The following is a 22,832-nucleotide window of genomic DNA, read 5'->3' on the forward strand; positions in this document are numbered from 1 at the left end:
CGTGGTGGCGTGGCAAGGGTGAAAAAGTTTCGTCAGGAACTCATCCGGTGGAGCATGCGGGGGGCTGGAGGCGGCGCTCAGCGGGGGCACGCCTTCCCCCCCAAATCCCTGTTCCTGTGCGACGTACACGCACTCCGCTCCCCCTCGAATCCTCAGCAAACCACTCGACTTTAGCCCCCCGACTCGGTACAATGGCGCAGTAAGTAGGAATCATTCTCAAGAAGCGCGACCGGGAATGACCTGAGACGCAGGACCCCCAGCACAAGGAGCCCCATGACTGATCAGCCCCACCAGCTCGAAATCCGCAACCTCCACGCCTCCGTCGGTGACCAGCCTATCCTCAAGGGCGTCAACCTCGTCGTGCCGCGCGGCGAACTGCACGCGATCATGGGGCCGAACGGCAACGGCAAGAGCACCCTCGCCAAGGTGATCGTAGGCGACCCCGAGTACACTGTGACCGAGGGCGAGGTGCTGGTCGACGGCCAGAACATTCTGGAGATGGAACCCGACGAGCGCGCCCGCCTCGGCGTCTTCCTGGCCTTCCAGTACCCGGTCGAGATTCCCGGCGTGACCATCGCCAACTTCCTGCGCCTCGCCATGCAGGCCCGCAAGCCCGAGGGCGAGGAGGTCGGCTTCATGGAGTTCTACGGCAAGCTCCAGAACGCCCTCAAGGTGCTGGAGTGGGACGAGAGCATCGTCGAGCGTTACCTCAACGACGGCTTCTCCGGCGGCGAGAAAAAGCGCAACGAGATCCTCCAGATGCTGATGCTGGACCCCACCTACATCATCATGGACGAGACCGATTCCGGCCTCGACGTGGACGCGCTGAAGATCGTCGCCAAGGGTGTGAACAGCCTGCGCGGCCCCAACCTCGGCGGCCTGATCATCACCCACTACCAGCGCCTGCTGAACTACATCGTGCCCGACAAGGTTCACGTCATCGTGGACGGGCGCGTGGTGCAGTCCGGTGGTCCCGAACTCGCTCAGCGGCTCGACACCGAGGGCTACGACTGGGTGAAGCAGTTCGCGGTAGCGGGCGCGTAAGAAAGATGCGGCGCCTGCTCCTGGTGGGAATGGCGGCGGGCCTCGGCCTGACGGCCTGCTCGGACACACATGTCAAGGAAATCTCCCTGACGGTGGCGCCCAACAAGACGCCCTGCCCGGAATCGTTCGGTGGGCTGCCGCGCGCGTGTCTCCTCGTGAAACCGGGGGCCGCCTCCGCGAGCGATGTCTGGCAGCCATTTGAGGACACCATCCTCGGCTTCGGCCATCAGTCCGGCCACCGCTATCGCCTCCTCGTCAATGCGACAAGTTACTCCAGCCCCATCGGAGATCCGTTCCCGACCTCCTACGCCCTCAAGCAAGTCCTAGAAAAGACGCCCGACTCCACCATCGCTGTTCCCGGTCAACCCTAGAGGAGCAATTCCCATGACCAACCCTGAAGTTGCCAACATCAACGCCCAGTACGAGTACGGCTGGAGCAACCCCGAGCGGTACGCCGTCAAGGCGCCCAAGGGCCTGAGCCGCGAGGTCGTCGAAATGATCTCGAAGGCCAAGGACGAGCCCCAGTGGATGCTCGACTTCCGCCTCAAGGCGCTCGACATCTTCCTGTCCAAGCCCATGCCGACCTGGGGCGCGGACCTCTCGGGCCTAAACCTCGACGAGATCTACTACTACATCAAGCCGGAGGGCTACAACGCCCGCTCGTGGGACGACGTGCCCGACGACGTGAAGCAGACCTTCGAGCGCCTGGGCATCCCCGAGGCCGAGCGCAAGGCCCTGGCGGGCGTCGGCGCCCAGTACGAGTCCGAGATGGTGTACCACAACCTCAAGGAGGAGTGGGAGAAGCTCGGCGTCGTGTTCCTCTCCATCGAGGACGGCCTGCGGCAGTACCCCGACCTCTTCCGCGAGTACTTCGCCACCGTCGTGCCGCCCGAGGACAACAAGTTCGCGGCCGTCAACTCCGCCGTATGGTCGGGCGGCTCCTTCGTGTACGTGCCCAAGGGCGTGAAGGTGGACATTCCCCTTCAGACGTACTTCCGCATCAACGCGGAGAGCAGCGGCCAGTTCGAGCGCACGCTGATCATCGTGGACGAGGGCGCGCAGGCCCACTACATCGAGGGCTGCACCGCGCCGACCTACGCCAGCGACTCCTTCCACTCCGGCGTGATCGAGATCATCGTCAAGGAAGGCGCCCGCTTCCGCTACTCCACCATCCAGAACTGGAGCCACAACGTCTACAACCTCGTCACGCAGCGCGCCGCCGTGTACGGCCACGGCGTGATGGAGTGGGTGGACGGCAACCTGGGCTCCAAGGTCACCATGAAGTACCCCGCCTGCTACCTGCTGGAGGAGGGCGCCCGTGGTGAGGTGCTGAGCATCGCTATGGCGGGCCGCGGCCAGCACCAGGACGCCGGGGCGAAGATCGTCCACTTCGCGCCCTACACCAGCGGCACCATCGTGTCCAAGTCGATCTCCAAGGACAGCGGACGCAGCAGCTACCGTGGCCTCGTGAAGATTTACGAGGGGGCGCGCGGCAGCAAGACGAACGTGGAGTGTGACGCCCTGCTGCTGGACGAGGAAGCCCGCACCGACACCTACCCCTACATCGAGATCGAGGAGAAGGACGCCAGCGTGGGCCACGAGGCGACCGTCTCCAAGATCAACGACGAGCAGATTCTCTACCTCCAGAGCCGTGGCCTGAGCGAGGACGAGGCGGCGGGATTGATCGTGCGCGGCTTTATCGAGCCCATCGCCAAGGAACTCCCCCTAGAGTATGCGGTGGAGCTGAACCGCCTGATCGAGCTGGAGATGGAAGGCTCGGTCGGCTGAAGCTGGTCCGAGGGCCGCACTCTGACCGGGTGCGGCTCTTACCTCGTCGGGGGAAAGCATGACGGCACCGAAGGAACTGCACGAGCGGATCGATCGCCTCTCGCCGGAGGCGTTGCGGCGTGTTGCTGAGGTAGTGGAGAACGAGGAGCGAATCCAGCGTCATTTGGAGGCCCTCGCTGCCTTTCAGGAAGGGTGGACCCCGGAAGAACAGGCCGCCTGGGACGAGGGGACGAGGCGACGCCCCTGGCGCACCGTTCCGCTGGAGAACGAATCGTAGATGCTGGCCTTGGACACCAACATCCTGATTGCTGTGCAAAAGCGTGAGCCTCTGGCAGATCGTCATTACCGCACAGCGGTGACGGCGGGCGAGGTGTTGGCTGTTCCTTCCGTGGTGCGATTCGAGGCGCGGCGCAGTCTGCTGAGGCCTGAGTATTCCCGGCGGCTGGGCGTGCTGGACAACCTACTGGCATTTCTGCCTTCGCTGGATTTTGACGCGGAGGCGGCGGACATGGCTGCCCGCATGCACGATCAGTTGCGGGCAGCAGGAACGCCCACCGACGACGCCGATCTGCTGATCGCCGCCACCGCTCTACGACATGGCGCGGCGCTCGTCACCCGCAATACCCGACACTTTCAGAAAATTCCCGGTCTACAACTGGTGGACTGGCAGCAGGAGGAACGATGACCCAATTCACCGATCAACTGAACCAGACCGGCGGCCCCGAATGGCTGACCGCCAAGCGCCGCGAAAGCCTCGAACTGTTCAACCAGCTCGATGTTCCCTCCGAGAGCGTGGAGGCCTGGAAGTACACCCGCGTGGACGTGGACTTCGGCGAACTGCGCCCCCACCCCAAGCGCGAGCGCGTCACCGACATCTCCGCCCTACCCGAGAGCGTGCAGAAGCGCCTGACGAGCACCGACGTGGGCGCCTACCTCGTGCTGGACGGCCCGGACGTGGTGTACGCGACCGAACTGCCCGCCGAGTTGCGTGAAAAGGGCGTGATCTTCACCGACCTGAAGACGGCGGTGGAGCAGCACGCGGACAAGGTGCAGCAGTACCTCTACAGCGTGGTTCCGGCGGAAGTGCCCGACGACACCACCATCGCCGCACCCGGCACCACGCCCAGCAAGTCCCCCGACCCCAGCGAGGGCAAGTTCTCCGCGCTGGCGGCGGCCCTGTGGACGAACGGCGCGTTCGTGTATGTGCCGCGCGGCGTCGAGGTCGAGCTGCCCCTCGGCTCCTTCCGCGTCATGAGCGAGGCGGGCACCTACACGGCCACCCGCACCCTCGTCGTGGCGGAGGAGAACGCGCAGGTCACCTTCATCGACGAGCAGGACAGCGAGGAACTGCCGGGCACCTACGCCATCGGCGCGGTCGAGCTGGTGGTCAAGCAGGGCGCCCGGCTCCGCTACGTCTCCATCCAGAACTGGGGCAAGGGTGTGACGCACATCCAGCGCCAGCGGGGCGACGTTTACCGGGACGCGACGCTCAACAGCCTCGTCGTGACGATGGGCGGGACCCTCAGCCGCACCGAGATGCAGTCCTACCTGCGCGGGCAGGGCAGCGACTCCGAGATGCTGGGGCTGTACTTCGCCAGCGAGGATCAGCACTTCGACCACTACACGCTCCAGCACCACGCCGCGCCGCACGCGCACTCCGACCTGCTGTACAAGGGTGTGAATGCCGACCAGTCGGTGGGCGTGTTCAGCGGCATGATCAAGGTGGACCTGGGCGCCCAGAAGACCGATGCCTACCAGAAGCACCGCACGCTGATGCTCTCCAGCGAGGCGCAGAACTTCTCGGTGCCCCAGCTGGAGATCAACGCGAACGACGTGCGCTGCTCGCACGGCTCGACCACCGGCCCCGTCAACCAGGAGGCCCTGTTCTTCCTGCGCTCGCGCGGCATCCACAAGGAACTCGCCGAGAAGATGCTCGTCACCGCCTTCCTGGAGGACGTACTCGCGCGCGTGCCGCTTCAGAGCGTCGTGAAGTACATCGAGGGCATCATCGCGGAGAAGGTGGGGGCGGCGTAGGGGGAGCGATCAGCTTTCAACCACAGCGGTCAGTCCTGGTGAGGGGCTGGCCGCCACTTCTTCACTCTCGCGCAGGCCAATTTTATGCTATTTTCAACCATGCCCATTTCAAAGGAAATTAGACTTCTTAAAAGCAAATGGAACACCGGACAAAGCTATCCTAAAAGACTTGAGTGGATTGAAATATCCAACCTAAGAGGTTGGACCGGCCAAAGGGTGGATTTCTCGTTCCCAATAGTAGCTATAGTTGGAGAGAACGGATCAGGGAAAAGCACTATACTTCAAGCAGCAGCGTCCGTTTATAGAAGCGATGCAAAAAAAGATAAATTCGCATCAGACTTTTTTCCAGACACCCCCTTTGAACAGATAACCAGCGCAAACATCAGATTTGCCTATAGAGAGGGCAGCAACTCGCAGACCAAGAATATTAGAAAGCCCTCGGATAGATGGAGAGGGAATCCTGAGAGGCCAAAGCGAGAAGTGATTTATATTGATCTAAGCAGAATACAGCCCGTAAACGCACGAGTCGGCTACCAAAAGTTGCTCAAAAGTGGCGTTTCGGAAGGAACTCACACAGCATTTGACACCGATAGATTGGCTCGCTTTTCGAATATCATGGGTAAGAGATATTCAAATGCGGGTATATCAAACACAAATATTGACCTCAAACGTAATATACCCGTAATAAGCAGTTCCGGAGCAAGGTATTCAGGATTTCACCAGGGCGCGGGAGAAATAACAGCAGCCGAGCTAATAGCAGCAGATTTCCCAAGATATTCTCTTGTTCTTATAGATGAGGTGGAAAGTTCTTTACATCCTAGAGCGCAGAGACGACTCATAAGAGATTTGGCTGAAGTTGCGAGACTTAAGGAATTACAAATTATATTAACAACTCATTCTCCCTATGTATTGGAAGAAATACCTTCAGAGGGTCGTGTCTATATTATGGACGGAGCAAGCGGTAAATCCATCGTAACAGGCGTTAGCCCTGAGTTTGCCATGACTCGAATGGACGAAGAACAACACCCTGAATGCGACATATATGTTGAAGATGAAATAGCGAAGAAGTTAATGTCAGAAATGCTATTTATTGGTGATAAAGATGTTCTTTCCAGGTGCCAGATTATACCTTTTGGATCAGCGCAGGTTGGAATTGCATTAGGCATGATGGCTTCTCAGAATAGATTTCCGAGACCTTCTTTAGTTTTTTTAGACGGAGACCAAACAGCGAGTCCAGGGTGTAACCTATTGCCAGGAGGGGACGTTCCAGAGCGAGTAGTTTTCGAGTCTCTTGCACAAAAAAATTGGGGAAACGTTTATGAGCGCATAGGAAGACAGCCATCTGAGACTATAGATGCTTTAAATAGGAGCATGACGCAAGATGACCATCATGACTGGCTGAAATCCGCTGCGAACGAGCTTGTCATCGGCACCGATACATTATGGCAGGCGCTAGCTTCCGTATGGGCGGGTATGCCAGAAAACGTAACTGACATTGCAAACGTCACTGATAAAGTTCGACAGGCACTTATCTAAAGACATTATTCCACCCTGCCCACCGGCTCCTTCTCCCACCCCGGCACCCGCCCAATCCGCTCCCGTGCCTCCTCCACGTCCGTCTCTTCCGGGCGGCACAGGTCCCAGTCCCGCCCCCCGGCATAGGCGCCGATCACCAGCAGGTCGGCGCTGCTGCCGTCATTCCTATGCCCCGTCCCAGCGGGTAGGAGCAGCACGTCCCCCTCTCCCACCTGCACCTGCGGGCCGCCCTCGCCGCCGAGGGTGAGGCGGGCCTGACCGCGGGCGATGACGAGGACTTCATGGGCGGTGGAGTGGTAGTGGTGGAAGGGGTAGATGCCATTGCGCCAGGCGTTTGTCCAGCCGCGCTCGGCGAGATGCTGTTCGATCTGGGCGGGCGCTTGGCTTTTCAGGGCGGCGCGGTAGAGTCGGGCAGGCAAGGTGTTGTTCGGAACAGGGCCACCCAACGGGAGGGTCAGCAACTCGGGCGTCATGCCCCACGGTAACGCCGACCCAAAGGAAGAAGGCCGGAACCCCTCTCGGGAATCCCGGCCCTCCTCGTCCCTGTGAACTTACTCTTTTTCGCCCTGGGGGGTGTTGGTGAGGTCTTCGGCGTCGGTGTTGCTCTGCTCCTGGGCCTCGACCGCGTCGGCCTTGACTTCCTCGATGGTGGCGTCGCCCTCCAGCACGGCGGCGGCGGCCTCCTCGGAGAGGGCACCCGCGGCGACCAGACCGGCGACCTGGGCGGCCTGCTGCTCGGCGGCCAGCTCCTCGGCCGTGAGGCGGGGCGGCAGGACGCTGACCACCACGAGGTCGGCGTCGGCGGCGAGCTTGACGCCCTCGGGGAGCTTGATCTGCCCGGCGGTGATGTGGTCACCGATGCCCAGGCGGGTCACGTCCACCGTGATCTCCTGCGGAATGCGGCGCGGGCCGGGGGCGATCACGTCGAGGCTGTGGACGACGATATCCACCAGGCCGCCCTGGATCTCACCCTGGCTCTTGCCGGTGGTGTGCAGGGGCACGCTGACCTCGATGGGCTGGCCGTAGGTCACCATGTAGAAGTCGGCGTGGATGGCCTCGCGGCGGCGCTTGTCCATCTGCACGGTCTTCACGAGCGCGGGGAAAGTCTCGCCGCCCTCGATGGTGATGTCGAAAAGGCCCGTCAGGCCCTGCTGGCGGAAGGCGCGGTCAAAGGCCTTGCGGTCAATGGCGAAGGAGACGTTGTGCTCCTTGTTGTAGGCGACGGCGGGGATCATGCCGGGCGCCAGCTTCTCCTGGCTCTTGCGGGGGGTGGCCTTCAGTTCCATGTGCGTGTGTCCTCCGGGGAAGGCTTTGGCCGCCTCTTTCGCGCCGCGTCCCTGCGGGAATCGGGGGCGGGGGCCAAGCAACCCTGGCAGTGTAGCAAAACTTCCGCGCCGTGTGGGTTCCGCCTCCCCGGGGGGCTCTGCTAGAATCGTGCCTGTTGCCGCGCGGCGCCCCCCCCTGCTCCTCCAGGGCAGAGCGCCCCGGACCCGAGAAAAAGGAGAAGCACACATGATCAGCGTGACTGAACTGCGTAACGGCACGAAGGTGGAGATGGACGGCGGACTGTGGGAGTGCCTGGAGTATTCCCACCTCAAGATGGGGCGCGGCGGCGCCAAGGTCGTCACCAAGTTCCGCAACATGGAGACGGGCTCCATCGTGGACCGCACCTTCAACAGCGGCGAAAAGCTCCAGGACATCTACGTGGAGGGCAAGAAGATGCAGTACCTCTACAAGGATGGGGGCGACTTCGTGTTCATGGACCTCGACACCTACGATCAGGTCCACCTGCCCCCCGCCCTCCTGGGCGACGCCCCTAAATTCATGAAGGAGAACACCGAGGTCGAGGTGGCGATGTACGGCGACAAGCCGCTGAGCATCACCCTGCCCAACCAGGTGGTCCTCAAGATCACCCAGACCGACCCCGGCGTGCGCGGCGACACCGTCTCGGGCGGCACCAAGCCCGCCACGCTGGAGACGGGCGCCGTCGTGCAGGTGCCCCTCTTCGTCGAGCAGGGCACCGACGTGAAGGTTGACACCCGCACCGGCCAGTACCTCAGCCGCGCGTAAATGAGCTCCGAAGCCGCCGCTCCCACCGCGATGGGGGCGGCGCTTCCTTTTGCCGTTAGACTCGGTCCAGCCTAACGACCGTTCGGATAAGGGTGACAGCCTCACCCGCCCGGGGCAGGTCATGATGGGCGCAGCAGATTTCACACCACAGGAGGGGCCATGAACCCAGACGACCTCAAGAAGATTCTCGACGCCCTGAGCGTCGCCGACGTGCGCGAGTTCAGCCTGAAGACGGGCAGCTTCGCCCTGGACCTCAAGCGGGGGCCACAGGCTGTAAGCGGCCCGGCCTTCGCGCCGAGTGCGCCCGCCGCGCCGATGCCCGCCCCGGCTCCCATGCCCAGCTTCCAGCCTTCTGCGGCCCCCGCGGAGACGGCGGGGGCCCCGGCGGCCAGCATGGGCGAGTCGTCCTCCGCCCCGGCACCCGCGACTCCGACCGCCGACCCCGCGCCCGCTGCCCCGGCGAAGAGCGCCAGCGCCGGAACGCCCGTCAAGGCGCCCATCGTGGGCACGTTCTACTCCGCGTCCTCGCCGGATGCCCCGCCTTACGTCAAGGTGGGCGACCGGGTCGAGCCCGGCCAGGTGCTGTGCATCATCGAGGCGATGAAGCTGATGAACGAGATCGAGGCCGAGGTGGGCGGCACCGTGCGCGAGATTCTGGTGAAGAACGCCGAGCCGGTGGAGTACGGGCAGACGCTGTTCATCATCGAGTGAAGGAGTGGGGGGTAGGAGTTAGGGGTCAGGAAGGGCTTCCCTAACTCCTCCGCTCTTGCCGGAGGCAACATGTTCAAGAAAATCCTGATCGCCAACCGGGGCGAGATCGCCCTGCGCGTCATCCGCACCGCCCGCGAGATGGGCGTGAAGACGGTCGTGGTGTACTCGACCGCCGACGAGAAGAGCCTCCCCGTGCTCCTCGCCGACGAGTCGGTGTGCGTGGGCCCGCCCGCCTCCAACGCCTCGTACCTCAACATTCCCAACATCCTCTCGGCGGCGCTGATGACGGGCGCCGAGGCCATCCACCCCGGCTACGGCTTCATGGCCGAGAACCCCGACTTCGCGGAGATGTGCCGCGAGCACGGCATCGTCTTCATCGGGCCGACGCCGGAATCCATGCGGGCGCTGGGCTCCAAGGCGGGCGGGCGCGACATCGCCACCCAGAGCAAGGTGCCCGTCGTCCCCGGCACGGGCGTGCTGGAGGACGTGGACGCCGCGCTGCTCGCCGCCAAGCAGATCGGCTACCCGGTGCTCCTCAAGGCGTCGGCGGGCGGCGGCGGGCGCGGGCAGAAGGTCGTGCGGACGCAGGAGGAGCTGCGCTCGGCCTTCGGGCAGGCGCAGGAGGAGGCGCGGCTGTACTTCGGCGACCCGGCGATCATCATGGAGAAGTTCCTGGAGGAGTTCCGGCACGTCGAGGTGCAGGTCATGGGCGACGGCCAGGGCCACGTCATCCACATCGGCGAGCGCGACTGTTCCATCCAGCGGCGCAACCAGAAGCTGATCGAGGAAGCGCCCTCGACCCTCCCCGAGTCGCTGCGGCAGGAGATTCTGGACGCGGGCGTGCGCCTCGCCCGGCACGTTAACTACGCGGGCGCAGGCACGCTGGAGTTCATCGTGGACCGCGACGGCAACTACTACTTCATGGAGATGAACACCCGCATCCAGGTCGAGCACTGCGTCTCCGAGATGATCTCGGGCCTGGACTTCGTGAAGCTGCAACTCCAGATCGCGGCGGGCGAGGGACTCCACCTGCGGCAGGAGGACGTGCGCCTGCGCGGCCATTCCATTGAGTGCCGCATCAACGCCGAGGACCCCGACAAGGACTTCCGCCCGGCGGCGGGCAAGATCGACGACGTGCATTTCGCGGGCGGGCCCGGCGTGCGTGTCGACAGCCACGCCTACGCGGGCTATGTGATTCCCCCGCACTACGACTCACTGATCGGCAAACTGATCGTTCATCATGACTCGCGCGAGGAAGCCATCGCGCGCATGAAGCGGGCGCTCGAAGAAACCGTCATTCACGGCCCGAAAACCACGATCCCGCTCTACGTCAAGATCATGGAAAACCCCTTTTATAAGCGGGGCGCCGTGATGACCAACTTCCTCAAAACGCGGCTGGAAGTTTAAAAAAGACGTGTGACCCTGAGCGAAGGGCCTCTGACGTGTCTGGAGCTGCTTCGCTCAGCGTGACCGTGTTCCGCCGTTGGGAAAATTAGCCAGGAGAAGGGGGCGTGGCTTTTACACCACGCCCCCTTCTCCTGTATTTGCTTTATTCGCCGGTGATGATGCTCTTGCCCGAGTTCTCGCGGTCCTCGATGATCTTGCCGAGGATGAAGAACGTGGGGGGCCAGAAGCCCACGAACAGGCCGCTGCGCTGCTTCTCCTCACCGCTCTTATCGCCGGGACCCCCATCTGCCTTGCCGGTGGCAAAGCTGGCCGCCGAGGCCAGGATGGAGACGAAGCCGAGGACATACATGATGTTCGAGAGTTTCATGGAGTACCTGCTTCCTTAAAAAAGGGGCCTAAAACGTGGGGCGAACGGGGAACACCGTTGTGGGCGGCCCGAACTTCCCTGAACCGACACAGGCCAACTCTGTCCCGCCCGGCAGGGCCGAAACGTAATCCCGGCCCCGTTGTAAAGGTTGCGTGGAGGCTTGGCTACGGAACGGTGAGTCGAGCCTTCAGGGGCGGAAAAAGGTGTCTGCTGCGGCAGGACTGATGCTCCCGTACCTCCCGCCGGACAACGTTTCGCGGGTCTAGGCTGTCCCCATGGCCCTCCACGACCGTGACGCCCTCCTCTCCCGCCTCTCGGGGTTGGCCTGGCCTTTCGAGCCGTTGCTAGACGCCCTCGGGCTTCCGCCGGAGGCCGACGTGCTCGACCTAGGGGCGGGCGACGGGCGGCTCCTGTCCCTGCTGCGCGAGCGGGGACACCGGGGGCGGGGTGTGGGGGTGGACCCGCATCATCGCGGGCACGGCCGAGGCTCTCCCCTTCCCGGACGCCTCGTTCGACGCCGTGCTGCTCGTCCGGGTCCTCGCCCACCGGGCAGACCTGGTGACGGCCCTCGCCGAGGCGCGGCGGGTCCTCAAGCCAGGCGGGCAGATGGTGGTGGCAGCCCACGGGCCGGACCACCTACGGGAGACGTGGCGGGTCCTGACTGGGAAGGAGAATGCGGCGCGGTCCAGCCCTCAGCCGAACGCCCGCCACCTCCGCGTCCCTGTGATCGTCTCAGCGGCGGACGCGGGCACTCTTGCACAGAGTTACGGCCTAACCGTGGACGGCGAGGGGAAGGGCTTTCCTGTCAACGACCACCTTCACCTGGTCGTCGAGGTCAGCCGACGGTTCCCCCGCACCTGAGGGTTCCCCCAACCTATTCCTTTCGCTTACTTGTCGAACTTGTCGTATCCGGCGGCGCTGCGGCGCTGGGCCCCCCGGGCGTAGTCGAGCTGCATCTCGACCGACTCGTGCTTGCCCTCGGTGAAGGTGCTGTCGTGAATCCAGTAGTTCAGGCGGTTGTCGCCGAGCTGAACCCACAGCTTGTGCATGTCCTCCCGGTCGCGCCAGAAGGTGACGTGGGTAAAACCGTTCTGGTCCGCCCAGGCCCGCACGTCGTCTAGGACGCGCCCCGCCCGGGGGTGGGTCATCTGGAATTCGCTGCCGTCCTTCTCGTCGCGGAACTGGATGTCAACCATAGTAGAGCCAGCGTACCGGACGCCGGGTGGACACGCACACGAATCGGCTGAGGGTTCCTTGAGCGGTGACCGGGCGCACACGCTATCCTCCCCAGGGTGTCTGCCCTGAAGGTCACCACCCTGAACGTGAACGGCCTGCGAAGCGCGCTGCGCAAGGGCCTGGTGGACTGGGTGGCGCGCACGGGGCCCGACGTGCTGCTCCTCCAGGAGGTGCGGTCGGACCCCATGCCGGAGGCGCTGGCCGCCCTGGGCTACGCCGGGGCGTGGTTCCCGGCCCAGAAGGCGGGGTACAGCGGGGTCGCGCTGCTCAGCCGTCATGGGCTGGACGATGTGCGGGTGGGCATGGCGCACCCCGAGATGGACGGCGAGGGCCGGGTGCTGAGCGCCGTGGTGCGGGGGGTGCGCTTTGCGAGTGTGTACCTGCCCAGCGGCTCCAGCGGCCCGGAGCGGCAGGCGTTCAAGGACCGCGTGCTGGGCGACTACCACGCCTGGACAGTCGCCACGCTCGCCGAGGGCCTACCCCTCGTGATCGGCGGCGACTACAACGTGGCGCACCGCGAGGTGGACCTGAAGAACTGGCGCGGCAACGTCAAGAACAGCGGCTTCCTGCCCCACGAACGGGCGTGGATGACGGCGCACCTCGCCTCCGGGCTGACGGACACGCACCGGGCTCACCTCGGCGAGCGCGCCGAGTACACCTGGTGGAGTAGTCGCGGAAATGCCTACGCGAACGACGTGGGCTGGCGCATCGACTACCTGCTCGCGGCGGGTGTGCCCCTGCGCGACCTGTGGGTAGACCGGGACGCGCGCCTCAGCGATCACGCGCCGCTGACGGGGACGGTGGACCTGGGCGGGCAGACCTCCCCCAACGGATAAAGGCAGGCCCAAACAGGAACAGGAACCGGGAACACGTGATAGACTGACCTCGCTGCCGGGCAACAGGACAGCGTCCCCACGCCGCCCCACATGGGCAGACCGGGCGCGGCCCGAGACAAGCGACCCCTCTACCCCGTGGGTGAGAGGCACGCCTCAGGGCCACGACCATGCCAGCTCAGGTGCATGTGCAGAAGGTGGCCCCCCCGCGTCCTCTACGAGAACACTCCACGGGTGTCCTGACAGGTGAGGAATGCCGAGAGCGAAAAAGGAGCGCGTGGAGCAGGACCCCTCGCAGGTCCAGCCACCCTCCCAAGAACAACCGAAGACCACCAGCCGGGCCAGGCGCGGGCGCACGAGTGCTGCCCCTGCCCCCAGCGAAACCAACGAAACCCTTTCCCCGGCGAGCGAGCCCGTGAACAGCGGCACCTCCCGGCGGGGGCGCTCTTCCCGCACGGCGAAAACTGCCGGAGACGCGGCACAGGACGCCGTGGCCGAGCGTCCCGCGACTGCGGATCAACCGGGCGCGGAGACTGCCCCCAAACCCCGCCGCAAGCGTAAGGCGAAAGCTCAGCCCGCCCAAGAAGTGCCCGTCGAGGCGGCTCCCGCCGTTGAGGCGCCCGCGCCGGAGGCCGCACCCCGGCGCACACGCCGCGAGCGTCAGGCGAAGCCTCAAACGGACCAGGCCGTCCCGGAACCCACTCCAACTGCTCCCGAGCCGGTGACGTCCGAGGCGTCCCCTCCCGCCGAGGAGCAGCCCGCCACCACCAGGACGCGGCGTAACCGGAAACCCAAGGCTGAGACCGAAGCCGCACCGACGCCGGAAGTCATTCCGCCCGTCGCCGAGCCGACCGACCCCCTCCTGCTCGAAGTTCCGAAGAAACGGCGGGGGCGGAAGGTCAAAGCACCCGAGCCCGAGGCGGTGGAGCCGACCACGACCCCCGGTGAAGTGCCCCTGGACGCTGTTCTGGGCGGCGTGGAGCCCGTGGAGGTCGAGGAGCCCGTGCCCCTCGCGGAGGCGACCATCACCATCACGGGGGATGCCCAGGCGGACACGCCCGACCCGGTGGTGGACACCCTGCTCGTGGAGCCGGGAGACGACCTTCCCGCGCCGACGCCTCGCCGTGGCCGTAAGTCCAGACGGGGAGCAGAGGTCGAGCAGGCTGCTCCCGCTTCCGCCACGCCCTCGCAGGCCGAGCCCGAGGCGACTGACCAGGCCGAGGACGAGGCGGACCAGGGCGAGGATGATCCCGCCCGCGCCCTCGTCGTCGCGCAGCTTCGCAAGTTGGGGCGGCCCATCCACGTGCGCGACCTGGAACGCACCTTTACCCGGCAGATGCTCGACCGCCTGGGGAACTGGCGCGACCTGGAGACGCTGCTGGACGACCTGACCCGCACGGGCGAGGTGATCCGCACCCGGCGCCGCACCTACGGCCTGCCCGAGGCGATGAGCCTGGTGCGCGGGCGCTTCCAGGCGTCGGCAGCGGGCTTCGGCTTCGTGGTGCCCGACAGCGGCGGCGAGGACTTCTACGTGGCCCCCGAGCACACCATGGAGGCCTGGAACGGCGACACCGTGCTCGTCCGCATGGAGGGCCGGGGCGATGGTGGCAGGGATGGCCGGAGCAGCGGCCCCCGCCGCGGTCAGCGCGGCGACGGCAGCCCGCGCGCCTCGGTCGCCCGCATCGTGCAGCGCGCGTACAAGCAGCTCGTGGGCACGCTGGAATTCAGCAAGGGCCACCCCATCCTGAAGCCCGACGATCCCCGCGCCCGCCACCGCATCCTGCTCCTGCCCGAGGGGCTGGAAGGTCTGGAAAGCGGTGCCCGCGTCGTGGTCGAGTTGTTCTGGCCCGAGCAGACCGGCGAGGACGAGGTCTTCGGGCAGGTCACCCGCGTGCTCGGCGAGCAGGACGACCCCGAGACCGAGACCGAGGCGGTCATCGTCAAGTACGGCCTGCGCGGTGAATTCTCGGCGGACGTGCTGGAGCAGGCGAACGCGATCCCGACACAAATCCCGGCTGAGGCACTCGTGGGCCGCCTCGACCTGCGCGAGTTCAACATCTTCACGGTGGACGGGCGCGACGCGAAGGACTTCGACGACGCGATCCACATCCAGCCCACGCCGGAGGGCACCTTTGTGGTCGGCGTCCACATCGCGGACGTGAGCCACTACGTGACCGAGGGCTCGCCGCTCGACAAGGAGGCCTACGCCCGCGCGACGAGCGTGTACCTGCCGGGCCGCGTGCTGCCCATGCTCCCCGAGCACCTCAGCAACGGGGTGTGCAGCCTGGTGCCGTACGAGGACCGCCTGACGATGACGGCGATGGTGGAGCTCTCCGCCGAGGGCGACATCCTCGACGTGAAGCTCGCGCCCAGCGTGATCCGCTCCAAGGCCCGCCTGACCTACGACGAGGTGCAGGCGTACTCGGAGGCGACCGCGACGCTGCCCGACCACGCCCGCCACCTGGAGGGCGACCTCCACCTCCTGCTCAAGATCACCTCCAAGCTGCGGCAGAAGCGGCTGCGCGAGGGCTCGCTCGACTTCAAGCTGCGCGAGGTGAAGGTGGACGTGGGGCCGGACGGGCGCATGGAACTCATCCCCATCCGCGAGGAGACGGCGCGCGGGATGATCGAGGACCTGATGCTGCTCGCCAACAAGGTGGTCGCCCACTACCTGATCGAGCGCGAGATTCCGGCCCTCTTCCGCATTCACGAGGAACCGACCCTCCAGAAGTTCCAGGATGCGTCAAACGCCATCGCGCGGCTGGGAATCTCGTTCCCAGGCGGGGAGCCGACGCCGAAGGCCTACCAGGCCGTCCTCAAGGGCGTGCGGGGCACCCCACGCGAGAGCGTGGTGAACACGCTGCTGCTCAGGAGCATGCAGCAGGCGAAGTACGCGGGCGAGAACCTGGGGCACTTCGGCCTCGCGTTTGACGAGTACCTGCACTTCACCTCGCCGATCCGCCGCTACCCGGACCTTCTGGTGCACCGGGTATTGAAGGGCGTCCTTTCGGGCGACCTGCGCGCGAACAGCCGCGCGGTGAACGACCTGCGGGCGAAGCTGCCCGGCATGGGCGACCACACTTCCGAGCGCGAGCGGGCCGCCGCCGAGGCCGAGCGCGACCTCACGAAGTACTACCAGGCGAAGTGGGCGCAGGAGCACCTGGGCGAGACCTTCACGGGCAACGTGGCGGGCGTGGTGTCGAGCGGGCTTTTCGTGGCGCTCGACAACGGGGTGGAGGGCAAGCTGCACATCTCCAACCTCGACGACGACTACTACATCTACCTGGAGGACGCGCAGATGCTGCGGGGCCGCTCGAATGGGCGCACCTTCCGCCTGGGCGACCCGGTGACCGTGACGATCAGCCAGGTCAATCCCCTGGCACGGCAAATCGACTTCACGCAGGAGAACGACATGGACGGCAACGACAACACGACCCGGCCCCGCGCCCGGCGCCGCGAGGAGCGCGAGGCCGAACGGCGCGAGAAGCTCCAGAGCGTGAGCACGGCGGCGCCCCGGAAATTCACGCTGGACGACCCGGCGCCCGCCCTCCCGGCCAGCCCTTCCCGGCAGGCGGGGCAGGAGCGCAGCGGACGGAACACTGCTGCCCCCAGCCCCAAGCCGGACGGACGCGGTCAGGACGGGCGCGGCCCGGCACGGCCCCAGGGCGGCGGCTACAAGCGGCGGGTCATCACCCTGGAGCGCCCTCGCAACGAGCACCTGCGTCCGGTAAACATCACCGTGCAGCGCATGTACTTCGGCGACTGGACGGTGGACAACATGCCTCCCGAGGAGGGGCAGGGCGGCGACCGGGGCGGGCGCGGCTTCGGGCGGGAGGGCCGCAATGGCAATGACCGTGGCGGACGGGGCCAGGGCTTCTCGCGCGGCGGGAGCGACCGGGGCGCCGTGCGCGACCTGAACGGGCGGCAGGGGGGGAATCGGCCGCCCCGTGCGCCGCAGGCTGCCCAGGCTCCGGCCCAGCCCGACAGCGGCCAGGGGGGCGACGCGGACGCCAAACGCCGCCGCCGCCGCCGTGGGCGCCGGGGGAACGGCAACGGGCCACAGGGGTAAGGGAAAAGGTTAAAAGAGCGGGTCAGGGGAAAACCTCTGGCCCGCTTCCTTTGGCCGTGAGTTATGAGTGGACAGCAGCCCAGCGGTAGGAGTGGGGAGCTTATCAGGTGGCTGGTGAGGGTCGGGGCTGAGGGGGTTGTTCAAAGCACACCGCTCACAGCCCTCCTCACGTCGCGTATGCCCGCGCCACGCTCGTCAGCACGCTCCGCAGCTCGCCCGGCGTGATCAGGCCCATCGCCATCGCGTGGCTGGCGGCGTTCAGGCTGTCGGCGGCGAGGACGAGGTCCACGCCCGCCCGGCGGACTTCCTCCCGGAGCTTCAGGACGCCCTCGTCGCGCCCGGCTTCCGTCACGTCCCGGATGTAGACGGCGAGCACCCGCCCGGGGTGGCGGCGCACGACCTCGGCATAGATTTCGGGGTCCTTCTCGCCGCTGTCGCCGACCAGGACGAACTTCAGGTCGGGGAAACGGGTGAAGATACGCTCGATGACCCCGTGCTTGTACCCGCCGTGCCCGCCCAGCAGGTCGAAGCCCCAGTTCCGCAGAAAGAGCGGCCCCAGCGGAATGCGGCGGTAGTCCAGGAATTGCCACAGCAGGTCGAAGAAATTCCAGGGACTGCTGGAGACGTAGAAGATCGGGTTGCGCAGCTCGCCGTCCCGGACCATCGCCCGGTAGAGCGCGCCCACGCCGGGAAAGGGCAGACGGGTGCGGGCGTTGCCGGTCAGGCTGGTGTAGAGCATCCGGGGCAGGCTGGTCACGTCCGACTGGAGCACGGTGTCGTCCAGGTCGCTGATGATGCCGAAGCGCGCCCCGGCGACCACCTGCACGCGGGCGCGGGTGACGCCCTCGCGGCCCCCGATGGTCAGGCCCGCCTCGTGCCAGCCGCCCGCGAAGGGCGTGCCGCCCTCCCCCGGCACGAACGTCAGGGTGAAGTAGCCGTCGCTGTCGCTGACGCCGCTCGCCGTGACGCTCCCCAGCGTGCCGGTGACTTTGACCCCGCCCACCTCACGCGAGAGCAGGCGGCGCAAGGTGCTGCGGAAGTTGCGCCAGCGCGGGTCGCCCTTTTTCGCGGGGGCGAGCGCGCGGGGCAGCAGCACCCGGCCGGTCAATTCCACGAACTGGGGCGTGCCCCAGCCCACGTAGGGTTGCAGGATCAGCTTGCCGCGGGCGCGGCGGGGCTGCACGTACCCGCTGACCGCGTGGTCCACCGCCCGCAAGGCCCGTTCCAGCGTGGGTTGCACCGCCTTGAAGCCCATCTTGGCCGCGTTCATCTGCGGCCCAGTCTACGAAGTCGGGAGCGGGGAAGGCAGCCCGCCCGCCTGAAGGGAACGCTGAGAGATGGGTCAGGCCGCAGCACCCCGGTCCCGTCCTACCGGTGGTCGTAGCGGCGGTGAATAATTCGGGCGGTCACCCAGTCCCCGAGGCTGGGCAGCAAATGCTCCAGGGCGGCGAGCAGCGCGTAGAAGCGTGGCACGATCACCTCACGGCGCGGATGCTCCAGCACGTCGGCCATCGCGCGGGCCACGATCTCCGGCCCGGGCATGGGGAGGCGGGCCGAGGCGGTCATCTCGCTGCGGACGAAGCCGGGGGCGATCAAGCTGACCTCCACCCCAGTGCCCTGAAGTTCGCGGCGCAGGCCCAGCGAGAAGCCGCGCAGGCCGAACTTGCTCGCGGAGTACATGCCGTGCGTCGCGGCGCGCCCCGCCACCGAGCCGATGTTGACGATGTGACCCGCCCCGCGTGAGCGCATCTCGGGCAGCACCAGCCGCGTGAGTTCAATGGGCGCCTCCAGGTTCACCCGCAGCACCCGCAGGGGATCGGGATCGTCCCACCACCAGCCCCGCTCGACGGTAACGCCCGCGTTGTTGATCAGCACGTCGATGGGGCCGAAGTGCGCGCGGGCCGCGTCCACGAGCGCGCGGCGGGAGGCGTCGTCGGTCACATCGGTCGGGACGGCGATCACGCGCGAGCCGGACGGGTCGAGTTCGCGGGCGAGGGCGGCGAGTTCGGCCTCGCGGCGGGCCGCCAGCACCAGCCGGTGCCCCCTGGAGGCAAGTTCAAAGGCCGCCGCCCGACCGATGCCGCTCGAAGCGCCCGTGAGGATCACCGTGCGCGATTTGGCTGGAAGAGAGGTCATGGCGCCCATGCTAAAGGGTGGGGAAGTCGGGGCGCTGCCAGTCCGCGCGGCTCACTACCCACTCGACCACCCGGCAGGGACGCCCGGGGCGTAGGCGAGTTCGCGCCGGAAGAATGCCAGCAGCCTGCGCTCCACCTCGTCCTGATGGGTCTCGTTGATGAAGTGGTCGCCCTCCAGTTCCACGAGTTCAGTGCAGGCATTCCCGGCCTTCAGCGCCGCATGCATCCGCCGCGCCTGGGACACGGGAACATGCTCGTCATTCCTTCCATGCAGGTGGATAAAGGGGGCACAGTGGCCCGCCACATGCGTGACCGGGCTCGCCAGCACCGCAAGGTCAGGTCGGCCAGCCAGCGGAGCACCGAACAGGGGGAAGGGCTCCGGCCCGAACAGCATCCCCGGGTCGAGGAAATCCATCACGCCGCCGACATTGCCGACCACCTGAACCTCGGAAGACTGGTCCTCCCAGCCACCATCCAGGCCCTCCAAGCCAGGATGCCCCGCAGTCGTGCCGAGCAACGCGGCGAGATGTGCCCCGGCGCTGATTCCCCAGACACCGATGCGCTCTGGGTCAACGCCAAGCGTGTCTGCATGCGCCCGCAGCCACCTCACCGCCGTCTTCACGTCGTGAATCTGTGCGGGGAACGTCGCGTCCGGCGCGAGCCGGTAATCCACGGACACGGTCACGAACCCGGCCCGGGCGAGAAAGACGTTCGCCACCGGCCATTTGCCGAACATGACCCACGCGCCCCCGTGGATGTGCATGACGGCGGGGAGCGGTTCTGCGGAACGCTGGTGTGAGCGCAAAACGTCGAGTCGCAGACCATGAGCGCTGAAGGTCACGTCCTCCAGCAGTTCCAGGTCGGGGGGCGGGAAGGCTTCGGCACCCATCCCACGTACCCTAGCGCGCTGGCCTTTGCTGGACGTGGAGAGGCGGAAGGAGGCTCTCTCCCACCACTCTTTCCTCAGCCGCCCGTCAGGCGGGCACGCGAGACTGCGGGGATGAAGGTGCTGCCGTCCGTTCTCCTCGCCGCCGCCCTCGTGGGTGCGGGGGCGCTCGCCGCCCCGCAGATCATCCCCATCCCGGCGCTGCCCCCATCGTCGGGAACGCCTCTTCCCGAACTCGCCCCCCTGCCCCCCCGACCAGCACCGCTGCCGCCGCTCGTGCCGCTCTCGCCCTCGCCCATCACACCTGCTGCGTACCGGCCCTCCGACCCCCTCTTCGCGCAACAGTGGAACCTCCAGGCGATCCGGGCACCGGGGGCGTGGGCGCAACTAGCGGGGACGGGACGGGGAGCGCGGGTGACGGTCGCCGTGCTGGACACCGGATTCGTCAACTCGCCGGAGCTGGCGGGCCGGGTGGTGAACGGGTACGACTTCGTCTCCGACCCGGCGCGGGCGGGGGACGGGAATGGGCGCGACCGCGACGCGAGCGGCGTGGGCGAGTTCGCCTACCACGCGGAGGTCATCGGGAACCTGATCGGGGCGGCGCACGACGGTCGGGGCATGGCGGGCATCAACCCCCAGGCGCGCGTGGTGCAGGTGCGGGTGGCGGGCACGGACGGCATGGTCGCCCCGCAGGACCTCGCGGACGGGCTGCGCTGGGCGGCGGGGCTGAGCGTTCCGGGCACGCCGCTCAACCTCTATCCGGCGAAGGTGCTCAACCTCAGCCTGTTCGCGGACTTCATCCCGCTGACGGGGTGCGACGCACGCATTCAGGCGGCGGTGGACGCGGTGACCGCGCGCGGGGCACTCGTGGTGGCGGGGGCGGCGAATGACGGGGCGGATGCCCGTGGCTACTCGCCCGCCGGGTGCCGCAACGTGCTGACGGTGACCAGCGTGACCCAGGGCGGACAGCGCCCGGGCTACGCGAACTGGGGCACGAGCGTCGCGCTGGCCGCACCCGGGGGCGAACCCGGCCACGGCATTCCGGCGAGCAGCCTGAGTGGCCCGGGCGGGGAGCGGTCCCCGAACGGCACGAGCTTTGCCGCCCCCCACGCGGCGGGCGTGGCGAGCCTGCTCTTCGGCTTGAAGCTCACGCTGACGCCCGCGCAGGTACGCGACCTGCTGACCCGCACCGCCACGCCCTTTCCCGGTGGCCGCTGCGACCCCGACCCGGGCAAGCTCTGTGGCCGGGGCACCCTGAATGCGGAAGCGGCGGTGCGGGCGGCGCTGGCCTCCCCGGGACCCTCCGCCCCCGCCGGAACGCTACGCTAGCCCCATGAAGACCCGGAGGAACCTGTGAACGCCCCCGCGTGGCGCATCTGGCTGGTGGTCGCGCTGATGTGCGGGTGGGGCATCCTGACCATCCGCTTCGTGCAGAAGGGGAACGTTCCCTTCGCCCTCCTGTGCGCCCTCCTGCTGATCTCCAACGGCGTGACCCTCTGGCGGCTGACGAAGAGGGGGAAGTAGGGGCTACACCCGCAGACGGGAACGGTGCAGCCGCCAGCCGCGAGTCCGGCTGTAACGGATCAGGTCGGATGTGGGAAGCACCACCCGCGGCGTCATCCATGACTGGGAGGGCTTGTGGAGCGCCCAGCCCGCGCCGAGCGTGACGGCGGCGTGCTGAACGGCCCCCGCCTCATCACGCCACACCAGGAGCGTTCCGGGCTGATCGTCTCGTCCACCGGGCTGAGCACGGCCAGCCAGAAAAGCCTCGAAGGGCTCGCGCTGCATCCATTCCTGCTCCGCACCCCCTACCCCCGCCGCAGCCATCACCGTGCCGAAGCAGTTCGGGCCGCTCGCGTCGGGGAAGGTGCCTGCCAGTTCGCGGGCCCGGGGGAGGAGGAGCGCGGCGGCCTCCCAGACGACCTCGGGCACCTCCGCTCCCCGGCACTCCCGCTGGCCCTGTGCGACAGCCCGGGCCAGGACAGCGGGTGACAGGAGGGACGGCCACCACACGAAGCGCCCTCCCGTGAGGTGCGGGAGCAGGTCGGCGAAGTCGCGGACGCGCGGCACCGCTCCCCGCCCATGCCGCACCTGCGCCCCGAGCAGGGCGCGGCGGGTGGATGGGGGCAGGGCCAGCCAGTCCTCCTCGGTAAGCCAAGCAATTTGGCTGGCTTCTGGCAGCACGAACCAGAGGGTGAAGGTATCTGTGTCACGTCCCGCCGGTGGAAAGAACTCTTCTGCTCGGGGCACCGTCTTCAAGCCCAACTTGTCTGCTTCCGCCGCCGTCAGGAAGAAGGGCTGCCGAGCCGGAGCCAGCCACCCGGCCCAGGTCTGGAGCAGGTCAGGCGGGACGGGGACGTTCAGGACACGCACGCTCAGAGCGGCAGGACGTACACCTCGCCGTCCTCGACGAGGGTGCGGTAAATCTTGACCGGCTTCACGGCGGGAAGCGTCTTGGCCTTGCCGGTCGCCAGTTCGAACTTGGCGCCGTGCTTCTCGCAGGTGATGCGGCCCAGGCTCACTTCGCCGCCCAGCAGGGGGTAGTCCTTGTGGGTGCAGTTGTTCCGCAGGGCGTAGAACTGGCCCTCGTAGCGGATGACGACCACGCTCACGCCGCCCACCGTCACCGCCGTCTGGCTGCCCTCCGGCAGTTCCGCCTCCGCCCCCACCCGCACCCGCTCGACCCCGACCGCCTCGCTCATGGGGGCGAGTCTAG

At 66.8% G+C, this 22,832-nt stretch carries 24 protein-coding genes; 15 read left to right on the forward strand and 9 right to left on the reverse strand.

Annotation, left to right across the window (positions count from 1 at the left end; genetic code table 11):
- Positions 1-273 precede the first annotated feature (273 nt).
- The 7 genes from sufC (at position 274) to DAERI_RS06490 (ending at position 6,402) form a co-directional block, all read left to right on the forward strand.
- Complete coding sequence (sufC, locus tag DAERI_RS06460) at positions 274-1,044, forward strand: Fe-S cluster assembly ATPase SufC (RefSeq protein WP_103128596.1); 771 nt, start codon at positions 274-276, stop codon at positions 1,042-1,044.
- A gap of 5 nt (positions 1,045-1,049) precedes the next feature.
- Complete coding sequence (locus DAERI_RS06465; protein ID WP_103128597.1) at positions 1,050-1,415, forward strand: DUF4377 domain-containing protein; 366 nt, start codon at positions 1,050-1,052, stop codon at positions 1,413-1,415.
- Positions 1,416-1,428: 13 nt separating this feature from the next.
- Positions 1,429-2,832 (forward strand): Fe-S cluster assembly protein SufB, encoded by a 1,404-nt coding sequence (gene sufB, locus DAERI_RS06470; protein ID WP_103128598.1) that lies wholly within the window; start codon positions 1,429-1,431, stop codon positions 2,830-2,832.
- Between the two features lie 58 nt (positions 2,833-2,890).
- Positions 2,891-3,109, forward strand: coding sequence for a hypothetical protein (locus DAERI_RS06475; protein WP_103128599.1), 219 nt, complete (start codon positions 2,891-2,893; stop codon positions 3,107-3,109).
- Positions 3,110-3,517, forward strand: a complete 408-nt coding sequence (locus tag DAERI_RS06480) for a PIN domain-containing protein (protein ID WP_103128600.1) — start codon at positions 3,110-3,112, stop codon at positions 3,515-3,517.
- A complete protein-coding gene (gene sufD / locus DAERI_RS06485) occupies positions 3,514-4,866 on the forward strand; it encodes a Fe-S cluster assembly protein SufD (RefSeq protein WP_103128601.1) in 1,353 nt (450 codons plus the stop codon). Before DAERI_RS06480 ends, sufD begins: the two co-directional genes overlap by 4 nt.
- A 99-nt stretch (positions 4,867-4,965) precedes the next feature.
- Positions 4,966-6,402 (forward strand): ATP-dependent nuclease, encoded by a 1,437-nt coding sequence (locus DAERI_RS06490; protein WP_201262722.1) that lies wholly within the window; start codon positions 4,966-4,968, stop codon positions 6,400-6,402.
- A gap of 5 nt (positions 6,403-6,407) precedes the next feature.
- Here the strand turns inward: DAERI_RS06490 and DAERI_RS06495 are convergent, their stop codons facing one another.
- Together DAERI_RS06495 and DAERI_RS06500 are read right to left on the reverse strand one after the other, a co-directional pair.
- The gene (locus DAERI_RS06495; RefSeq protein ID WP_103128602.1) at positions 6,408-6,875 is read right to left on the reverse strand and encodes a cupin domain-containing protein; all 468 of its coding nucleotides are present in this window, start codon (positions 6,873-6,875) and stop codon (positions 6,408-6,410) included.
- A gap of 78 nt (positions 6,876-6,953) precedes the next feature.
- Entirely contained in the window at positions 6,954-7,688 is a 735-nt protein-coding gene (locus DAERI_RS06500; protein WP_103128603.1) for a 50S ribosomal protein L25/general stress protein Ctc, read from the reverse strand.
- A 226-nt stretch (positions 7,689-7,914) separates the two neighbouring features.
- On the opposite strand from DAERI_RS06500, the gene efp reads away from it, so the two are divergent.
- The 3 genes from efp (at position 7,915) to accC (ending at position 10,590) form a co-directional block, all read left to right on the forward strand.
- A complete protein-coding gene (gene efp, locus DAERI_RS06505; RefSeq protein ID WP_103128604.1) occupies positions 7,915-8,472 on the forward strand; it encodes an elongation factor P in 558 nt (185 codons plus the stop codon).
- Between the two features lie 159 nt (positions 8,473-8,631).
- Positions 8,632-9,183, forward strand: a complete 552-nt coding sequence (gene accB / locus DAERI_RS06510) for an acetyl-CoA carboxylase biotin carboxyl carrier protein (RefSeq protein WP_103128605.1) — start codon at positions 8,632-8,634, stop codon at positions 9,181-9,183.
- Positions 9,184-9,252: 69 nt separating this feature from the next.
- Positions 9,253-10,590, forward strand: coding sequence for an acetyl-CoA carboxylase biotin carboxylase subunit (accC, locus tag DAERI_RS06515; protein WP_103128606.1), 1,338 nt, complete (start codon positions 9,253-9,255; stop codon positions 10,588-10,590).
- Between the two features lie 142 nt (positions 10,591-10,732).
- On the opposite strand, the gene DAERI_RS06520 is transcribed toward accC, so the two are convergent.
- Positions 10,733-10,957 carry a hypothetical protein gene (locus tag DAERI_RS06520; RefSeq protein WP_103128607.1) on the reverse strand — a complete coding sequence of 75 codons (225 nt, stop codon included), beginning with the start codon at positions 10,955-10,957 and terminating at the stop codon, positions 10,733-10,735.
- A 447-nt stretch (positions 10,958-11,404) separates the two neighbouring features.
- Between DAERI_RS06520 and DAERI_RS06525 the strand changes: the two genes are divergently transcribed.
- Positions 11,405-11,818 (forward strand): class I SAM-dependent methyltransferase, encoded by a 414-nt coding sequence (locus DAERI_RS06525; RefSeq protein WP_235610277.1) that lies wholly within the window; start codon positions 11,405-11,407, stop codon positions 11,816-11,818.
- 26 nt (positions 11,819-11,844) lie between these two features.
- Here the strand turns inward: DAERI_RS06525 and DAERI_RS06530 are convergent, their stop codons facing one another.
- Positions 11,845-12,153, reverse strand: a complete 309-nt coding sequence (locus tag DAERI_RS06530; RefSeq protein ID WP_103128608.1) for a hypothetical protein — start codon at positions 12,151-12,153, stop codon at positions 11,845-11,847.
- Between the two features lie 96 nt (positions 12,154-12,249).
- Between DAERI_RS06530 and DAERI_RS06535 the strand changes: the two genes are divergently transcribed.
- A complete protein-coding gene (locus DAERI_RS06535) occupies positions 12,250-13,029 on the forward strand; it encodes an exodeoxyribonuclease III (RefSeq protein ID WP_235610278.1) in 780 nt (259 codons plus the stop codon).
- 250 nt (positions 13,030-13,279) lie between these two features.
- The gene (rnr, locus tag DAERI_RS06540; RefSeq protein WP_235610279.1) at positions 13,280-17,095 is read left to right on the forward strand and encodes a ribonuclease R; all 3,816 of its coding nucleotides are present in this window, start codon (positions 13,280-13,282) and stop codon (positions 17,093-17,095) included.
- A gap of 166 nt (positions 17,096-17,261) precedes the next feature.
- Here the strand turns inward: rnr and DAERI_RS06545 are convergent, their stop codons facing one another.
- The 3 genes from DAERI_RS06545 to DAERI_RS06555 form a co-directional block, all read right to left on the reverse strand.
- Complete coding sequence (locus DAERI_RS06545) at positions 17,262-18,365, reverse strand: App1 family protein phosphatidate phosphatase (RefSeq protein ID WP_103128611.1); 1,104 nt, start codon at positions 18,363-18,365, stop codon at positions 17,262-17,264.
- Positions 18,366-18,463: 98 nt separating this feature from the next.
- Complete coding sequence (locus tag DAERI_RS06550) at positions 18,464-19,231, reverse strand: SDR family NAD(P)-dependent oxidoreductase (protein ID WP_103128693.1); 768 nt, start codon at positions 19,229-19,231, stop codon at positions 18,464-18,466.
- A 54-nt stretch (positions 19,232-19,285) separates the two neighbouring features.
- Positions 19,286-20,119 carry an alpha/beta hydrolase gene (locus tag DAERI_RS06555; RefSeq protein ID WP_103128612.1) on the reverse strand — a complete coding sequence of 278 codons (834 nt, stop codon included), beginning with the start codon at positions 20,117-20,119 and terminating at the stop codon, positions 19,286-19,288.
- A gap of 111 nt (positions 20,120-20,230) precedes the next feature.
- Between DAERI_RS06555 and DAERI_RS06560 the strand changes: the two genes are divergently transcribed.
- Complete coding sequence (locus DAERI_RS06560) at positions 20,231-21,445, forward strand: S8 family serine peptidase (RefSeq protein WP_103128613.1); 1,215 nt, start codon at positions 20,231-20,233, stop codon at positions 21,443-21,445.
- A 24-nt stretch (positions 21,446-21,469) separates the two neighbouring features.
- Positions 21,470-21,640, forward strand: coding sequence for a hypothetical protein (locus DAERI_RS22340; RefSeq protein ID WP_165794098.1), 171 nt, complete (start codon positions 21,470-21,472; stop codon positions 21,638-21,640).
- 3 nt (positions 21,641-21,643) lie between these two features.
- Here DAERI_RS22340 and DAERI_RS06565 read toward each other — a convergent pair whose 3' ends face one another.
- The gene (locus DAERI_RS06565) at positions 21,644-22,489 is read right to left on the reverse strand and encodes a hypothetical protein (protein ID WP_103128614.1); all 846 of its coding nucleotides are present in this window, start codon (positions 22,487-22,489) and stop codon (positions 21,644-21,646) included.
- Between the two features lie 2 nt (positions 22,490-22,491).
- On the reverse strand, positions 22,492-22,818 hold the full coding sequence (locus DAERI_RS06570) for a non-heme iron oxygenase ferredoxin subunit (RefSeq protein ID WP_103128615.1): 327 nt from the start codon (positions 22,816-22,818) through the stop codon (positions 22,492-22,494).
- Positions 22,819-22,832 lie beyond the last annotated feature (14 nt).

The organism is Deinococcus aerius (assembly GCF_002897375.1).
GTDB classification, from domain to species: Bacteria; Deinococcota; Deinococci; order Deinococcales; family Deinococcaceae; genus Deinococcus; species Deinococcus aerius.

Bases quoted from the DNA above. Each gene is read 5' to 3' on its own strand.
- DAERI_RS06530 (WP_103128608.1), bottom strand. From the start codon at position 12,153: ATGGTTGACATCCAGTTCCGCGACGAGAAGGACGGCAGCGAATTCCAG.
- DAERI_RS06500 (WP_103128603.1), bottom strand. From the start codon at position 7,688: ATGGAACTGAAGGCCACCCCCCGCAAGAGCCAGGAGAAGCTGGCGCCC.
- efp (WP_103128604.1), top strand. From the start codon at position 7,915: ATGATCAGCGTGACTGAACTGCGTAACGGCACGAAGGTGGAGATGGAC.
- DAERI_RS06465 (WP_103128597.1), top strand. From the start codon at position 1,050: ATGCGGCGCCTGCTCCTGGTGGGAATGGCGGCGGGCCTCGGCCTGACG.
- DAERI_RS06480 (WP_103128600.1), top strand. From the start codon at position 3,110: ATGCTGGCCTTGGACACCAACATCCTGATTGCTGTGCAAAAGCGTGAG.
- rnr (WP_235610279.1), top strand. From the start codon at position 13,280: ATGCCGAGAGCGAAAAAGGAGCGCGTGGAGCAGGACCCCTCGCAGGTC.
- DAERI_RS06550 (WP_103128693.1), bottom strand. From the start codon at position 19,231: ATGACCTCTCTTCCAGCCAAATCGCGCACGGTGATCCTCACGGGCGCT.
- DAERI_RS06560 (WP_103128613.1), top strand. From the start codon at position 20,231: ATGAAGGTGCTGCCGTCCGTTCTCCTCGCCGCCGCCCTCGTGGGTGCG.
- sufD (WP_103128601.1), top strand. From the start codon at position 3,514: ATGACCCAATTCACCGATCAACTGAACCAGACCGGCGGCCCCGAATGG.
- accC (WP_103128606.1), top strand. From the start codon at position 9,253: ATGTTCAAGAAAATCCTGATCGCCAACCGGGGCGAGATCGCCCTGCGC.
- DAERI_RS06520 (WP_103128607.1), bottom strand. From the start codon at position 10,957: ATGAAACTCTCGAACATCATGTATGTCCTCGGCTTCGTCTCCATCCTG.
- DAERI_RS06490 (WP_201262722.1), top strand. From the start codon at position 4,966: ATGCCCATTTCAAAGGAAATTAGACTTCTTAAAAGCAAATGGAACACC.
- DAERI_RS06475 (WP_103128599.1), top strand. From the start codon at position 2,891: ATGACGGCACCGAAGGAACTGCACGAGCGGATCGATCGCCTCTCGCCG.
- DAERI_RS06495 (WP_103128602.1), bottom strand. From the start codon at position 6,875: ATGACGCCCGAGTTGCTGACCCTCCCGTTGGGTGGCCCTGTTCCGAAC.
- accB (WP_103128605.1), top strand. From the start codon at position 8,632: ATGAACCCAGACGACCTCAAGAAGATTCTCGACGCCCTGAGCGTCGCC.
- sufB (WP_103128598.1), top strand. From the start codon at position 1,429: ATGACCAACCCTGAAGTTGCCAACATCAACGCCCAGTACGAGTACGGC.
- DAERI_RS06545 (WP_103128611.1), bottom strand. From the start codon at position 18,365: ATGAACGCGGCCAAGATGGGCTTCAAGGCGGTGCAACCCACGCTGGAA.
- DAERI_RS06555 (WP_103128612.1), bottom strand. From the start codon at position 20,119: ATGGGTGCCGAAGCCTTCCCGCCCCCCGACCTGGAACTGCTGGAGGAC.
- DAERI_RS06570 (WP_103128615.1), bottom strand. From the start codon at position 22,818: ATGAGCGAGGCGGTCGGGGTCGAGCGGGTGCGGGTGGGGGCGGAGGCG.
- sufC (WP_103128596.1), top strand. From the start codon at position 274: ATGACTGATCAGCCCCACCAGCTCGAAATCCGCAACCTCCACGCCTCC.